This window comes from Emticicia aquatilis, from assembly GCF_014644295.1.
GTDB classification, from domain to species: Bacteria; Bacteroidota; Bacteroidia; order Cytophagales; family Spirosomataceae; genus Emticicia; species Emticicia aquatilis.
Genome location: NZ_BMKK01000016.1, coordinates 87365 through 102724 on the forward strand (window position 1 = coordinate 87365; position 15360 = coordinate 102724).

Here is a 15360-nt window from a genome sequence, read left to right on the forward strand (position 1 = left end):
GAAGCCTCATTTAAGTTTAAGAATATTTTGCTTAGTATAAATGTAAAATTAAGTAACAATAAAATTCCATATTCAAGGAACGAACATTGCCGAAGCGAAAGACAAAGTTTGTATTTCTCAAAACAAATACTTTTGGAAATAGAGCATATATTTACTTATTTGCAATTCCATTTTAACCTTACTACTTATGCAAAATAATCGTTCTCATCTTTACACCCTCATGACCGTTTGGTTCTTTTGGAGTTTTGTAGCTGCATCAAACGGAATTTTGATACCCTTATTCAAAGAAAAATTCACACTTACGCAGACACAAGCCCAACTCGTTGACTTTGCATTTTATGCAGCATACTTCATTGGCTCGGTACTTTATTTGATATTTTCACGCATCATGGGTGGCGATATTCTCAATAAAATAGGCTATAAAAATGGTATCGTAATTGGTCTTTTGATTTCGGCCGTTGGTACGCTCCTTTTTTATCCAGCCGCCCAAACAGCTTCATACAATTTGCTTCTTTCGGGATTATTTATCGTAGGATTAGGTTTTTCGCTACAACAAACTGCTACCCAACCTTTTATGATTGCCCTTGGGCCGCCAGAAACAGGTGCTCAACGTATCAATTTAGGTGGTGCAGTCAATAACTTAGGAGGTACCATCGGGCCAGCTTTAGTTTCGTATGCCATCTTTGGTTCAATTTCAAAAGATGCCGCAGCAAATGCTTCAATCGAAGACGTGAAAGTGCCGTATCTTATCTTAGGTGTTTTGTTTGCTTTGATGGCATTGTTTTTCTGGGTTTCAAAACTTCCTCGCATCAAAAACGACGAAGACGTTCAAGTAAGTAATATCGTAATCGGACTTCCTTTGGCATTTTTGGTCTTGTGTGTGGGTGTTGCAGTTGCATTTTCAATCGAAATAGCCATCACATTTACATTCGTACTCATGACAGTCTTGATGATTGGCTACATGATTTATTCGTTGGCAGGAAAATCGGGGGCAGTTCAAAATGCAGGTTCGGTACTTAGCTACCCACAAGCAGTTTTAGGTATGACCGCTATCTTTGTTTATGTGGGTGTTGAAGTAACGATTGGCTCAAATCTAGGCGAATATTTAAAGGAAACGCAGAACTTAGATTCTTCACAAATCTCAAAATATGTTTCGCTCTTTTGGGGAAGTATGATGATTGGCCGCTGGACAGCCTCAATCGGAAACTTCAATCCATCAGAATCAATGAAAAAAATCCTTACGGTTATCGTACCATTTGTGGCATTTGCAATTGTTTTGATTGTTAATTCATTGTATAGTGGCGATGTAAGCGATTTATTCCCTTATGCTGCATGTGTAGCAATCATGATTTTGGCATACTTTGCCAGCCAAGAAAAACCCGTACGTCTATTATTGATATTTACGGCACTTGGAGCAATTATGTCGATTATCGGGGTAATGACAACTGGTAAAATTGCTCTTTTCTCACTGATTTCGGGAGGTCTATTCTGCTCGGTTTTATGGCCAAGTATTTTCTCATTGGGAACTGCTGGACTTGGTAAATTCACTAATCAAGGGGCAGCTTTCTTGATTATGATGATTCTCGGAGGTTCAATTATCCCTGTTGTGCAAGGAAAAGTTGCCGATTCATTCGGTATTCAGCAATCATACCTTTTGGCAGCAGGTTGTTTTGTTTACTTATTTATTTTTGGAATTGTTGTGCAAGGAGTTTTACGTAAACAAGGAATTGACTTTGATAAAGAAGTAGTAAAAAGTGGCGGAAAAGGCCATTAATTTTACATAAATATCAAAAAAAGGCCACTCTTATCATCAAAAGTGGCCTTTTTAGTATATAAACTCCAAAACATTTTAACTTACTTTATTCAAAAAAACTTGAGTGGCTTTCAATCCAGAATCATATAGCTGTTGTGCTTGGGCTTGAGTAATATCAAAATCAGTTGCCGCAATACCTAAATCATCAATTTTGATGGTTCGAGATTCTTCAAATTTATTTTCGTTTACCATCACATTTTGCGAGTTCATCAATGACTCAAAAACTGACTTAATGTATAATTCAAGATGAGAAATACCAAATGTTAAGTCATTGGGTTTATCATCATTAGGGTTCAAATCAGTCAAGAAAAAACCAAGCGTTGCATCAGGGGAATCTACCGAATCGAAAGTATCAATTGGATAATTATACATTACCCCCCCATCGACATAGATGTGATTATTGGGATTTCCGTCAGGAAACTTCCAAGCTCTAAAAAACATCGGAATCGACATCGAAGCACGTACTGCTTCGGCAATTTTTACATCGGGAGTAGTTTTTACTGAAAAAACTTGAATCTGTTGTAAATTCAAATCAGTTGAAAACACCTTTAAGGTTGTCCCAAATTTATCATTTACACCTTTAAAAGTGATATTTGGGTCGATTCCCTGCTTTGTAAGAAAAACCTTAAACCAATCATCTAAAAAATAATCTCCTTCGTAAGGCCCAAAATGGTTGGCAAGGTCATTTAAGAAATTGAAAACGCCTCCTTTATCTTTAAAATCATTGTAGTTGGTTGTACTTAGAAAAGTTTTTAGAGCATCCGAACTAATCCGACAAGCTGCTAATGCCGCCGTAATTGCCCCTGCCGATGTTCCTGCAAAACGAGTAATTTGAGAAATAACATTTGCCTCTTCGAGGGCCTTCAATGCTCCTACATAAGCAATTCCTTTTACGCCACCACCTTTAAAGACGAGATTTTTATAAGGGTATGTTTTCATGATATAATAGTGTTAGGTATTGAAGAAATTAAAACAAGGCTAAATTAAACAATTTCGATATTTCAAATTTGAACTACTAAATCTTTATTATTACAAAGTAATTGATAATCAATCCTACGAATAAGGGTATAAACGCCTATTTGACAAAACAGGTATTTTTACGTATTGTAGCACTACCAAAAAATTCTATATTTGTATTGTTTCACTCTAATAAAAAATTTACATACTATGTCACAGCAAAAGCCCCCTATTTACGATGAGCCAATAGACCCAGAATTGGCAAAAAATTATGCAGAAAATTATTTATACAATAAACATTTCAAGCCAGAAGACTTTACAGCTTTTTACTTCCATCGTGATGAAATACAAATAGTATTAGACAAGAATCCTGACAAAGAATACATCAAGTTTACTTTAGGCATGAAATATTTAGACCATATTGGTGAAAAAGGAAGACTTTATGGCTGTGTGATGATGTCGAATGCTACTTTAGTAATCGACGAAGAGAATCCTCAAAAAATTAAGCTCTTAGGGGAAGGAGATGAGATTTATGATTACAGTCATCCAGTTCCACCATATCCGGGCGAGTAATAAATCCACTCAATCTTAAAATAAGCAAGTGTTGGGGTATCTCCCTTCACTTGCTTTATACCTATTCATTCAGATGGTAAATTCAATTTTAATATGGCTGTTGGATTATGTACAATATGTACTAATTTTTTCTATAACTATTGCCCTTATCAGATATAAATATTTAACAAATGAGTTAAAATTTATTTGGTATTTTCTCCTTTTAGGAGCTTTCTCTGAGATTTCAACTCGCTCACTTTCTTACTACTACCCAAAACTTAATACCCTACCAGGCTTACATCTTTATACTATTTTAGAGTTTCTGTTTATTGGATTATTCTATCATCAATTTTTCGGTAATTTTTTCAATCGAAAAATCTTACCTTATATCATTATTGGTTTTATTTTATTAGCACTAATCAATGCTTTTTATGTTCAAGGTATCTTCAATTTTAATACTTATGCCAGCGGTTTAGAGGGCATTATCGTCATTTTCCTATCCTTATTGTGCTTTTACAAAATGTTGATAGAATTAGATACTCGTGAACCAACAAAACAACCAATTTTTTGGATTAACTCGGGTTTTTTGTTTTACTTTGCAGGTAGTCTTTTCGTCTTTATTCTGAGTAATTTCATTATGAAAGACAATTATTTGCTATCGCTTGCATGGGGTATGCACGCCTTTTTGATGTTAATCTTACACTTATTTTTAGGAATTGGACTATGGCACAGTCATCGTCGGTAGATTTGTACGTTTTATTATTTGGAGGCACTATAGCCATGATGCTTTTGGCATCGGGGGTTGTAGGGTTTATCTTGTTGTATCAACGCCGAATCATTAGACAAGACCTTGCCTTTAAAGAGGCCGAAGCAAAACACCAACGTGAACTTTATCACGGGACACTCGAAGCTATCGAAACGGAACGAAAAAGGCTTGCCCGTGACCTCCACGATGAAGTCGGGGCATCACTATCGGCACTGAGATTACTGGTTGGACAAATGCAACAAGCCCCAACTGAAAATAGCCTTATTGAAAGCATTAGTACAAAATCTAAAACCTTAATCGACAATACGATTGATAATGTAAGACGTATATCTAACGATTTACTACCTCAAGGATTGGAAGAATTCGGGCTGCCGTATGCTGTAGAGGGTCTGTGCGAAAAAACCATGGAACTTTCGGATATTAATATTTATCTGAAAGCCGAAAATCTACCACAAATCGACACTAAAGTAAGCTTAGTTGTATATCGACTCATTCAAGAATTACTCAATAATGCAGTTAAACACTCAGAAGCAGGAACTGTATTACTTACATTAAAGACCGAGAATAATGGCCTCGAAATAGAATACAAAGATAATGGTAAAGGTTTTGACTTTGCTGAAGCCTATCAAAAACGCAGTTTAGGCTTAAAAAATATCGAAACTCGAACTAAAATGATAAACGGCACAACAAAATTTGAAACAAAACCCAATGAAGGGCTAAAGCTCATCGTAAGCATCCCTTTGAACTAAAAACTTTATACATCTAACAAGCCTATTATTAGTATGTTATATCACAGTTTACAGATTCAAAACCATTTCCAATAACCATGAAAACCATAAACGTAGCCATTGCCGACGACCAAGTGTTGTTTCGCAAAGGTATGATTTCAATCGTTAACTCATTTGAAAATATAAAGATTATTCTTGAAGTTGATAATGGAAAAGCTCTCATAGAGGCTATTGAAGCAGCCGAAATTAAGCCAGACATCGTCCTTCTTGACCTTTCAATGCCCGAACTCAACGGAGTTGATACAACCAAGATTCTTCATCAGAAATTTCCCGATATAAAAATCATTATATTATCGGTGTATAGTGAAGACCGTTTCGTTACTCACCTTATGGAATTGGGTGTAAATGCTTATCTATTTAAAAACGTTGAACCCGCCGAAGTAGAAAAAGCCATTTGGGCAGTTATTGAAAAAGACTTTTATTTCAATGAAGCATTTTTGGCCGCCATGAAAAACAGGCTTACTGGCAAAAAACCCCGTTTGTTGATTCAAGATGATATTCCTTCTACCCTAACCCAACGAGAGCTTGACGTACTTGATTTGATTTGTAAGCAACATACAGCTCAAGAAATTGCCAATAAACTCTTTATTAGTGTTCGTACTGTCGATGGGCATCGCAATAATTTACTTGAAAAAACTGGCATGCGAAACACTGCAGGATTGGTGGTTTTTTCAATCAAAAATAACTTACTCGACCCAAGTACATTATTGTGATTAGGAAATAGTTACTGGTTATCTGTGTACTTGTAATTGGTTAAAAATACTAACTAATCTTATGATTATCAATACTTTAAACATTTTATAGTAAGCAAAAACCAGTAACAATTAACAGATAACCAATAACTATCTCATTTACCACGTGCAATTTCTTTACGAATTCTACTGAGTGAGGTATCAGTAATACCTAAATAAGAGGCAATATATTTGAGTGGAGCATTCTGAAAAACTTCAGTATGCGAAGCTATCAATTTCTCGTAGCGTTGCTCGGCAGTAAGTTGAATCATGCCGAGCATTCGTTCTTTCAGTCTCGAATAATTATTGATAAGCATCATCCGACCGAATTCTCTAAATTCAGGAATTGTATGAAAACAGGTCTGTAAATCTTCGTAGTTAATAACCCAAGTCTGGCAATCTGCCAATACTTGTATATTTTCATTGGAGGGAATTCTTTTAAAAAACGATAAGAAATCATTGGCAAATATATTACTACCATAAAAATCAGTAGTAACCTCATTGCCTTCAATGTCAACTACATACGAACGCAAAAAACCAGATTCTACAAAATGAGATTCTGTGCATATTTTGCCTTCTTTCAACAAAAAATCATTCTTGTAATAAGATTTAGGCGTAAAAAAAGTCGAAATCAAGGCTGCTTTTTCGGCAGGCATCGGTAGGATTTGCTGAATGAAATTTATCAAACTTTCTTTACCCATCTCTACTAAATTACGCCATGACCTAAGTTATGTAGCATTCTGATATGCGACTGTAAGCCTTTAGTAAAAGAGTGTTTGTTGTTATAAACAATTCCAAAATCCTCGGCAGTAGCTTTTACGATTGATGCAATGGCAGGATAATGAACATGCGAGATATTCGGAAACAAATGATGCTCAACTTGATAGTCAAGCCCACCAATATACCATGATATAGCTTTATTACTACCTGCAAAATTAGCAGTTGTATTAAGCTGATGTATTGCCCAAGCATTTTCGATATTTCCTCTATCATCAACAGCAGGTTGAGCTGCACCTTCCACAACGTGTGCCAACTGAAAAACTGTACTTAGAATAATACCTGCTGTGCAGTGCATGGCCATAAATCCAATAAACCATTGCCCGAAGGAAATATCAAGTACAAGCATTGGTAAAGCGAAAATGAATAAGGCGTAAGCTATTTTACTCACAATTAAAGTAAATAGTTCTTTCTTCGGGAATGGTTTCACCAAACCAGTTTTGGCCATTTTATTATATAAAGAAATCTCTTTGAAGTCTTTCCACAAAAACGAAATGGTCATGAGGCTGTACAAAAAGAAGGCATAAATATGCTGAAAACGATGGACAGCTTTCAACTTATCACCACATGATAGACGCAACATAAACTTGCCCGTAATGTCTTCGTCGATGTCATGTAAGTTAGTATATGTATGATGAAGTTTATTATGCTGTACATCCCAATTATAAACATTGCCTCCAAGCAAATAAATTGATGCTCCAAAAAACTTATTCACTTTGGAAGAAGAAGAAAAAGAGCCGTGAATAGCATCGTGCATAACCGACATTCCAACTCCAGCAACACCCAAGCCCATCAAAATTGTGAGGACAAGCATTTGAAGATTTGAGAATTGACCAGTCAGAATAAGGGCGAAGGGAATCAGATAAAGACTCAACATGAAAACTGCTTTGAAGAGTAATCTTGAGCCGCCTGTTTTTTCAATGCAGTTAGTTTCAAAATAACAATCAATGTTTTCACGTAGTGCTGAAAAAAACAATGACTTGTCTCTATTCAGAAACTTTACTTTAGCGTACTTGGCGGGTTGCATTTAGTGGTTATAGGTTTAGGTAAAAACAAATCTACTCAAAAACAATTTATTTTTACAATTTTTTATAAAAAAAGTAATATTTCTTAGATAATTTATATGATTTCTAATTATGCTCTCATTAATTGCTCCATCAAATTTTTGGTAAAGCGTTTATTTATCAATTCACGAGTGAGTTTATAATAATCAATCGCCCCATTTGATTCGGGGTCATACAAGAAGATGTCCTTACCACTGGCTTGGGCTTCGGGGATGGCTATATTATCACGAATATATGTATCTAAAAATTGTTCATTGAGCTGTTTTTTTGTTGATTTCACTAAATCAATACTCAATCGACGTTTCAATTTTGGGTTATATCGGGTTGCAAATACCCCACCGAGCTGGAGATGCGGACAAATCATAGAAAGCTGGTTGGCAAAGGCTAAAAAATTTCGGAGTCCTTCGTAGCTCAGATATTCGGCTTGAAGTGGAACAAAATATAGGTCGGAGGCAACTAAGGCGATTCGGGCGGAGGTGGATAAACTTGGGGGGCAATCAATGATGATAAAATCGTAGCGGTGTTTGATTTTATCAAGGGCTATTTTGAGGTTGAAGGGAAAAACAGCACTGGCTCTGATTCTTTCTTCGGCGGCTAAAAAGCCCATTGAGGCGGGTAGCAAATCACCGACATCTGTCGAAATTACTACTTCATCAAATGTTTTATCGTTTAAAATAAAACTGCCACTATCGGCATTGAAGAAATGTAAATTATGATAACCAAAACAGCGAGTGAGACTTGCTTGGGCGTCAAGGTCGATAAACAACACTTTGCTTTTGGCAAAACGATGAAGGGCTACGCCAACATTCTGAGCAGAAGTTGTTTTTCCGACGCCACCTTTGTTGTTAACAAAACTGAGCGTTTTCAAAATTTAAGTATATATTTTAAGGGTTACGGTAGAACAAATATAAAAAAAAAGACATTCATTGCAAATGTCTTTTTAGTTTTTATAATTATTTGGTAATCAAGTATTTAAAAATAACTTAATAGGCAACCAACAAACGTATATCAGGCTAAGTTATTCTCATAAAAATATGCTTTAGCTACCACCAACTGCCAAATCTTCCAGTAGTTTTTTAACTAAATTCGTGACTTTCTCCAATGTCTCTTCATGGATAATTTTACCATCAACATCAATTTTTCCTCTTACGCCACTAATCAAAATAGAGGTTTCATCATTAAAAACCGCACCGAGTGTTTTCATGATTAAATTCAATTCTTCATGACCTTTCTGACCTGATGCTGATGCAGTAATAAGAGCTACTTTTTTATCAGAAAAAATGGTTGTCGAGACACACCACTCAAAAGCATTTTTTAGGCTACCCGGCAAACTAAAGATGTATTCGGGAGTACAAATAATAATACCATCTGGTTCTGAAACTTGGCTTCTGAAGGCTTCTACTTCTTTAGGTAAAGAATCAACGTTATCTAAGTCAGGATTGAAATGTGGCAGTGTCGCTAAGCCATCAAACAAAGTTAATTCAAAGTTATCGCTGACTAATTCGGCAATCAGTTTCAAGATTTTATGATTTGTAGAACCATTTCTTGTGCTGCCCGAAATTGCCAATATTTTTTTCTTTTCTTGCATGAATTTAGGAATCTTATTTTATGTAAAACACTAATAATGAATACTTTATACTACTGTTGACAGCCGACCATTGACTGTGGACTGCTTATTACTAAAGATTCTTTCAGCAAATAAAGTTCAGTAATGTGCTAACTGAAACGCACAAAAAAAGCTGTGTTCAAGAACACAGCTTTTTGGCTTCTGTATAAAATATTATCAAAAATACCTTTTTAAGGCAATTAATTGCTGCGGAACAGGCTTAGAATTCCAATGCTCATGAATCACAAGTGCAGCTCCCAACGCTGAGGCTTGGGCTATTTCGGACGCAAAAACTTGCTTATTGAAATAGGTTTCGGCCAAAAGACTCATATAAATATCATTTTTTGAGAATCCACCATCAACAAAAATCTGTTTTGGTTTGCTCCAACCCATTACCAAATTGAGCGATGCAACTTGCTGAGCAACCAAATCAAGCATAAATTGATGATAGGCTTCTTCGTAAGTCTTAAACAAATTGAGGTTTCGTTCTACAAACGGACAATCTTTCAATAAGCCAACATCGGCTGTATCGGGAGTTGCTTGTTTGAATTTATTACGTAAAAACCAAATCATATCTTGGTCATACTTTACTTGTTTGTAGTAATCAACTTCTTTCCCAAAATATTCGGCCAAATGCTTTGTCTGACGTTCGTGTTCATTACCCGCAAAAAGCCTCGAAGCTTTTACGGGGTGTCCGCCATAGTTCAGAAAACACAAACAGTCCTTTTGTAACTCGTTATCAGTCAATGGTTCGTCATTAAACGGGTTGATACTAATAGCCCAAGTACCCGTTGAAAGCAAAATAAACTTTTCATCGAAAGATTTCAAATAAGGAACGAGTGCCGATGAACTATCATGGATACCTATTCCGATTGCAATGCCGTCGGCCGTACTCGATACATTATCCGAAAGTAAAGGTTTTTGTTTAACCGAATGTAGATGTTCGGCTTCGACCCACGCATGGTAATCATTTTTCTGGAAGTCCCAGAGTGCGGTATGACAGCCAACACTTGTGATTTCAGAAACTGGCTTATTTGAAAACAAAAAACTGCAATATTGGGGCAAATGCAACGAATACTTGATTTGATGAAATATACTTGGTTTGGTTTGTTTCAACCAATACAACTGTAATCCAGAGTTAAGCATTCCGAGTTCGGGAGAAGCAGTTTCGGTATAAACATTAGAAGAATATTTTTCGGCAAACTCTTTACTCATTTGACGAGTAAAACCTTTGAGGTAATTATATAGTGGTGTGAGTGGCTTACCTTCTGAATTAAGGTGAACAAAGCTTGCACCATAGGCCGAAAAATTAAGTCCAACTATTTCATAATCAGGATTTTGCTTGATACGTTCAAACGTAGATTTGAGCCAAGAACTAAGCTGAATCAAGTCGTCACATGGAAAGCCATCATCGTCTAAAATTTCTTCAAATTGCGATTGTTCTTCCTTTACTATTTGATAATCTTCGTCAAAAAGAAGTAATTTTTTATTGGTTTTACCAATATCGAAAACGGCACAGACTTTCATGTAGATTGGTTTGGAGCTTTGTTTCTTGTTTTGATATATGAAAATGGTGCTGTAAAAATACAAATTTATCTGATACGAACAAGCCTGTGCTATACTGCTTTTAAAACAAGAAGTTTCACCGAGAAAATCTCGATGAAACTTCTTAAAACATTGAGAAATATGATAGACTTATAATCTAAAATTACGTAGATTATAGGTAAACGTAAGCATAAAATAACGTGTAAGTACTTGATTACGAGCATCTTCGATATAAGCCGTAGAGACATTTCGAGCAATGCTATTATTTTGTTTCAGTAAATCAAACACATTCAGACGTAGCTCTCCAGCTTGTTTTTTCAAGAATTTATAGCCAAAACCTGCATTCCACAAAGTAAAGTTTTGGTTAAAGCCCGACCCTAAACCAGAATAAGCTTGATTAAGCACTTCTGACTGTAATAGAAATCCTTTTCCGAAAAGCCAATTGACTTTTACTGAAGTATTCTGGAATAGATAATTGGTATTGAGCGTAGTCTGAACACTATTACGCACAAGGCTGTATGTAGGAGAATATGAAACGGTAAAGTCAATTTTTTCGCTCACATTACTACTCAAAACTAAACCTCCATTGATACCATAGGTATTTGTGAAACTCTTAATATCATTAATAAGATTTGGATTTTGGGCATAATTTAAGCCAGCATTAAAATTAAGGTTTGATTTAATTTTTGAAATCGGAATACCATAACTGATAAATGCACGAGCATTGAACAAACCATCGAGATTGACTGGTTTTGTGAGTTGTGAGCCTTTGAACAAGGTGATACCTTTGGCCAATTCATAATCTTTATCAGCAATGAATGTCGATTGAACAATGGCGTTATTTGAATAGCCTAAGTTCAAAAACATCATGACATTTTGGGCAGTTTTGGCATTTGTAAGGCCATAACGAAGTGATAAAGAGTGGCTATAATCTTGCTTCAAATTCGGATTTCCAGTCGAAAGTTGGGTTGGGTTACTATTATTAATCACCCCTTGCAACTGATTGACCGACGGAGCATTGGTATTGGTTCTGTAAAATATGCGAAGGTTGGCCTTATTTTCAAATCGGTAATTAAACATCGCATTGGGTAAAATACTATTGAATGAATATTTTACGTCTTGAGCAATCGGATATGTCTGCTCGCTGGCGAGTTGAGCGTTTTGGTAAGTTGCTCCCATCGTAAACATTCCTTGTTTTCCACGTAAACGATAGCTTACACCCGTACGATTGGTCAGATATGAATTATCAAAAACACTGCTTAATGAAGGTTTCAAAACTGTGTAGGTCAATAGTTTCTCATCATAGGCATTTACTTCACGGTCAGAGATGCTGAGTGTATAACTCACGTTGTGGTCGAGCTGTATTTGTCCAGTCTTGCCAACTGGTTCTGTGTAAGTCAGCCCCAATGATGTACGGTTACTATTTGTCTGCGACTGTGTTTGTTGATTTACAATCTGTGTGGTGTCTTTAGGCGTGAAATATCGGCTAATAGAATATTGAGAAGTCAAGCCAGTTTGGTCGCTCGTATTATTACCAAGATTTATCGAGAAAGTTCTACCATTTTTAGCAAAACGGTGACGAAACAATACTTCTCCCGAAAAATTGAACCCATTATTTGAAGAATTCCTGCTTGTAAGGTTCGTATTTATCGGTTGCGTTCTTAAATAAGTCTGGCTTGTGAGTCCCGATAAGGCATCATTATTTTGCCAGCTGATTCGAGGGGTAAAAATGATTGAATTGTTTTTATCAATCGTGTATTCTAAACGAATGTTGGCTCGGTGATTCAAGTTTTTATTTTGGGTTGTGCTGGTATCGTTATACATTTGTGGCACTGTACCCAAATACTCACGAGACGTAATGCTTTGATTACCATTATTAGCAGCATTGAAAAAATAACTGGTACTGAGTTTTACTTTTTTGCCCAGATTATCGCTATAATTTAAGCCAATTGAAGTCGTTTTGGCAATGCCTGGTTGTTGACCAACCATAAAATTACTGGCATCTCCGCCCCCACCAAAACCGCCTCCGCCACCACCGCCTCCACGAGGTCCTCCTCCACCGCCACCACCTTGTGGACGACCACCTCCGCCGCCACCGCCAAATTGCATACCTCCGCCTCCACCTGAGCTACCAAGTACGCCAAGAATATCTTGATTCGAAAAGTTTTGTTGATTAATATTATTTGATAATCCAATAATTGTTAGACGTTGGTCTTTCTTGAAGAAATTAACACTCACGCCAGACTGATAACGTTGGTCGTCGCCAACACCTGCATATACTTTTCCGAATTGACCGTTATTTTTATTTTGTCGAGTAGTGATATTGATAGTTTTTACTGCATTGCCATCATCAAAGCCAGTAAATTGAGACTGTTCGCTCAAGCGGTCAAAGACTTGTACTTTATCAACAATTTCGGCAGGTAGATTTTTTAGAGCCAATGCGGCATCATCGCCGAAGAATTCTTGGCCATCAACAGTCACTTTTTTGACTTCTTCGCCTTGTGCTTTTACAACACCGTTTTCAATAGTTACGCCTGGCATTTTCTTTACTAAGTCTTCGACCGTAGCATCAGGATTTGTCTTAAATGCCCCTGCATTATATTGTATCGTATCGCCTTTCTGCTCGACACGCACTTGTTTTTCACGAACCGTAACTTCGCCGAGTTGGTTGGCATTTTCGGTTAGTCTTAAAATTCCAAGATTTTTTGGAGAATTTCCGACCGCAACTCTTGTTTCAAAATTTGTGTAGCCAATCGATGATACCCTGAGACGATAATTACCCGACTTTACGTTTGTAAGTTTAAAGTTACCATCAACATCGGCTAAGATTCCTTTTCTTTGAGTAGAATCTCTTGCATTTATCAATAATACACTCGCTCCTGAGATTCCAACATTGCTTTGGGCGTCTTGCACGACCCCAGTAAGCTCAGCAGTCTGAGCAAAAGTAGCGATAAATGAAAAGATAAGTAAGAAGGTTTGAAGTAGCAGCTTTTTCATATATGATTTGGTGTTTAAAGACAATATCGTCCTTGATTTTTTATTAACGATATTTAGACAGATTTAAACTAAGTAAAGTTTAGTTCAAATCTGTCTATAAACGACCAAAAAGGAAGTTGTGTAGATAAATACAAGCTAAAATCCTGAGATTAATCATCAATTGATTGATAAATCATGCGAGTAAAGAGGGCTTCAGAGCCACCATCGGCTGCTGCTTGGGTTTGCTTCATTAATACCATGATGATTTTTTCTTTTGGGTCTGCCCAATAATTGGTATTAAAATACCCTCCCCAGTTAAATCTTCCTGCACTTCCATTACCTTTTAATTGCCCAACTGGACTAATAACACTAAAACCCAAACTAAAGAAACTCTCACCTTTTGGGCCACCATAAAGTTCGCCAGTTTGATTGGTAGCCGTCAATAATTCTACGGTTGTTCGGCTTAGGAAACGTTTACCATTCATTGTGCCGCCATTGAGCAACATTTGGAGAAAAGTAGCATAGTCTTTAGCGGTTGATGATAACCCAGCTCCACCCGAAAAGAAGATTTTAGCACCCGAAATTGGATAATTTGGGTCATAAAACGTAACAGGATAACGCACCCAAGTTTTGGCACTATCGGGTTTATGGATATACACCAAACGGTCTTTTTTTGCATCTGGTATATAAAAATAAGTATCCTGCATTCCGAGTGGCTCGAAAAGGTGTTGTTTCAAATACTCATCAAAGGGCTGTCCCGAAACAATTTCAATGAAATAGCCTAAAACATCAAGTCCTTCACTATAAGTAAACTTCTCGCCAGGGTTATGATGCAACGGAAGTTTTGCCAATTTTTTGATATTTTCTCCAATCTTGACAGGATTAGTTGTGAACAAATCAACAATCCCAGCTTTTTTATACATCATCTTAAAACTTTCATCGCCATCAATTACGCCATAGCCCAGCCCAGAAGTATGGGTAAGTAAATGACGAATCGTAATTTCTGACTTTGCTGGCTCGCTCGTATAAGTAGTATCGGCAAATTTGAACGATTTCAATACACGAGGATTTTTGAACTCGGAAATAAACTTCGAAATGGGGTCATCGAGTGAAAATTTCCCTTCTTCATAAAGCATCATGACGGCTGTTGAGGTAATAGCTTTGGTCATTGAGGCTATTCTGAAAATATCGTCAGTTTTCATGGGCTTTTTGGTCTGAAAATCAGAGTAGCCAAAAGCTTTTTGATAAACAATTTGTCCATTTTTAGTAAACAAAGCTACCATTCCTGGTAATTTATTCTGCTCCACAAGTTGGTTTAAAGCGTTGTCGATACGTTTAAGCCTTTCGGAAGAAATTCCAACTGATTCGGGACTGGATGCAACCGTGAGAGGTTTTGATGAAACAGAAGAAGTAAGCTGGGTTTGAGCTTTTGTGACAAAAAACGTCAGAACAGCACAAGCAAATAATACTATTTTTTTCATTCGATGTATAAGGTTGAGAGTTGATTTTTTGAAACCAAATATAATGAAATTACTTAGTAATAATTAAACAAGTGCATTCACATCTGAAATATATGTTTCAGACAACTGCCGAAAAACCTCAAAAATTGACTCTTTATTTCATTGCCTAAAAAAACGAGCAAGTAATTTCCCCTTTTCTTGCCAATAGTATTTTATCGGCATAATTTTGATAAACTATCTTTTCTACAACAAGCTTTCGAAGTCAATAATGGCTAAAAATCAACTAAAGTGTATAAGGTAAGAGCAAGTTTTTAGACAATTACGC

At 36.4% G+C, this 15360-nt stretch carries 13 protein-coding genes; 5 read left to right on the forward strand and 8 right to left on the reverse strand.

The window, feature by feature from the left end; all coding sequences use genetic code 11:
- The first annotated feature begins 187 nt into the window (after nucleotides 1-187).
- Nucleotides 188-1774, forward strand: coding sequence for an MFS transporter (locus tag IEX65_RS25680; RefSeq protein WP_188770841.1), 1587 nt, complete (start codon nucleotides 188-190; stop codon nucleotides 1772-1774).
- Between the two features lie 75 nt (nucleotides 1775-1849).
- On the opposite strand, the gene IEX65_RS25685 is transcribed toward IEX65_RS25680, so the two are convergent.
- On the reverse strand, nucleotides 1850-2752 hold the full coding sequence (locus IEX65_RS25685) for a patatin-like phospholipase family protein (RefSeq protein WP_188770843.1): 903 nt from the start codon (nucleotides 2750-2752) through the stop codon (nucleotides 1850-1852).
- Between the two features lie 228 nt (nucleotides 2753-2980).
- On the opposite strand from IEX65_RS25685, the gene IEX65_RS25690 reads away from it, so the two are divergent.
- The 4 genes from IEX65_RS25690 to IEX65_RS25705 all read left to right on the forward strand — a co-directional run bounded on the left by IEX65_RS25690 (nucleotide 2981) and on the right by IEX65_RS25705 (nucleotide 5589).
- Nucleotides 2981-3343, forward strand: a complete 363-nt coding sequence (locus IEX65_RS25690; protein ID WP_188770845.1) for a hypothetical protein — start codon at nucleotides 2981-2983, stop codon at nucleotides 3341-3343.
- Nucleotides 3344-3416: 73 nt separating this feature from the next.
- Nucleotides 3417-4067 (forward strand): hypothetical protein, encoded by a 651-nt coding sequence (locus IEX65_RS25695; RefSeq protein ID WP_188770847.1) that lies wholly within the window; start codon nucleotides 3417-3419, stop codon nucleotides 4065-4067.
- Nucleotides 4046-4837 carry a sensor histidine kinase gene (locus IEX65_RS25700; RefSeq protein ID WP_188770849.1) on the forward strand — a complete coding sequence of 264 codons (792 nt, stop codon included), beginning with the start codon at nucleotides 4046-4048 and terminating at the stop codon, nucleotides 4835-4837. Before IEX65_RS25695 ends, IEX65_RS25700 begins: the two co-directional genes overlap by 22 nt.
- Before the next feature lie 77 nt (nucleotides 4838-4914).
- Nucleotides 4915-5589 carry a response regulator gene (locus tag IEX65_RS25705; RefSeq protein ID WP_188770851.1) on the forward strand — a complete coding sequence of 225 codons (675 nt, stop codon included), beginning with the start codon at nucleotides 4915-4917 and terminating at the stop codon, nucleotides 5587-5589.
- A 134-nt stretch (nucleotides 5590-5723) separates the two neighbouring features.
- Here IEX65_RS25705 and IEX65_RS25710 read toward each other — a convergent pair whose 3' ends face one another.
- From IEX65_RS25710 to IEX65_RS25740, 7 genes are all read right to left on the reverse strand, one after another.
- Nucleotides 5724-6308, reverse strand: coding sequence for a Crp/Fnr family transcriptional regulator (locus IEX65_RS25710; RefSeq protein WP_188770853.1), 585 nt, complete (start codon nucleotides 6306-6308; stop codon nucleotides 5724-5726).
- A gap of 5 nt (nucleotides 6309-6313) precedes the next feature.
- Entirely contained in the window at nucleotides 6314-7411 is a 1098-nt protein-coding gene (locus IEX65_RS25715) for a fatty acid desaturase family protein (RefSeq protein ID WP_188770855.1), read from the reverse strand.
- A gap of 107 nt (nucleotides 7412-7518) precedes the next feature.
- Nucleotides 7519-8316 carry a ParA family protein gene (locus tag IEX65_RS25720; RefSeq protein ID WP_188770857.1) on the reverse strand — a complete coding sequence of 266 codons (798 nt, stop codon included), beginning with the start codon at nucleotides 8314-8316 and terminating at the stop codon, nucleotides 7519-7521.
- A gap of 171 nt (nucleotides 8317-8487) precedes the next feature.
- The gene (locus IEX65_RS25725; RefSeq protein WP_188770859.1) at nucleotides 8488-9036 is read right to left on the reverse strand and encodes an NADPH-dependent FMN reductase; all 549 of its coding nucleotides are present in this window, start codon (nucleotides 9034-9036) and stop codon (nucleotides 8488-8490) included.
- 195 nt (nucleotides 9037-9231) lie between these two features.
- A complete protein-coding gene (locus tag IEX65_RS25730; RefSeq protein ID WP_188770861.1) occupies nucleotides 9232-10581 on the reverse strand; it encodes an FGGY-family carbohydrate kinase in 1350 nt (449 codons plus the stop codon).
- A 168-nt stretch (nucleotides 10582-10749) separates the two neighbouring features.
- Complete coding sequence (locus IEX65_RS25735) at nucleotides 10750-13596, reverse strand: TonB-dependent receptor (protein ID WP_188770863.1); 2847 nt, start codon at nucleotides 13594-13596, stop codon at nucleotides 10750-10752.
- A gap of 149 nt (nucleotides 13597-13745) precedes the next feature.
- A complete protein-coding gene (locus IEX65_RS25740; protein ID WP_188770865.1) occupies nucleotides 13746-15056 on the reverse strand; it encodes a serine hydrolase domain-containing protein in 1311 nt (436 codons plus the stop codon).
- Nucleotides 15057-15360 lie beyond the last annotated feature (304 nt).

Bases quoted from the DNA above. Each gene is read 5' to 3' on its own strand.
- IEX65_RS25705 (WP_188770851.1), top strand. From the start codon at position 4,915: ATGAAAACCATAAACGTAGCCATTGCCGACGACCAAGTGTTGTTTCGC.
- IEX65_RS25715 (WP_188770855.1), bottom strand. From the start codon at position 7,411: ATGCAACCCGCCAAGTACGCTAAAGTAAAGTTTCTGAATAGAGACAAG.
- IEX65_RS25730 (WP_188770861.1), bottom strand. From the start codon at position 10,581: ATGAAAGTCTGTGCCGTTTTCGATATTGGTAAAACCAATAAAAAATTA.
- IEX65_RS25680 (WP_188770841.1), top strand. From the start codon at position 188: ATGCAAAATAATCGTTCTCATCTTTACACCCTCATGACCGTTTGGTTC.
- IEX65_RS25735 (WP_188770863.1), bottom strand. From the start codon at position 13,596: ATGAAAAAGCTGCTACTTCAAACCTTCTTACTTATCTTTTCATTTATC.
- IEX65_RS25740 (WP_188770865.1), bottom strand. From the start codon at position 15,056: ATGAAAAAAATAGTATTATTTGCTTGTGCTGTTCTGACGTTTTTTGTC.
- IEX65_RS25690 (WP_188770845.1), top strand. From the start codon at position 2,981: ATGTCACAGCAAAAGCCCCCTATTTACGATGAGCCAATAGACCCAGAA.
- IEX65_RS25700 (WP_188770849.1), top strand. From the start codon at position 4,046: ATGGCACAGTCATCGTCGGTAGATTTGTACGTTTTATTATTTGGAGGC.
- IEX65_RS25725 (WP_188770859.1), bottom strand. From the start codon at position 9,036: ATGCAAGAAAAGAAAAAAATATTGGCAATTTCGGGCAGCACAAGAAAT.
- IEX65_RS25710 (WP_188770853.1), bottom strand. From the start codon at position 6,308: ATGGGTAAAGAAAGTTTGATAAATTTCATTCAGCAAATCCTACCGATG.
- IEX65_RS25685 (WP_188770843.1), bottom strand. From the start codon at position 2,752: ATGAAAACATACCCTTATAAAAATCTCGTCTTTAAAGGTGGTGGCGTA.
- IEX65_RS25695 (WP_188770847.1), top strand. From the start codon at position 3,417: ATGGTAAATTCAATTTTAATATGGCTGTTGGATTATGTACAATATGTA.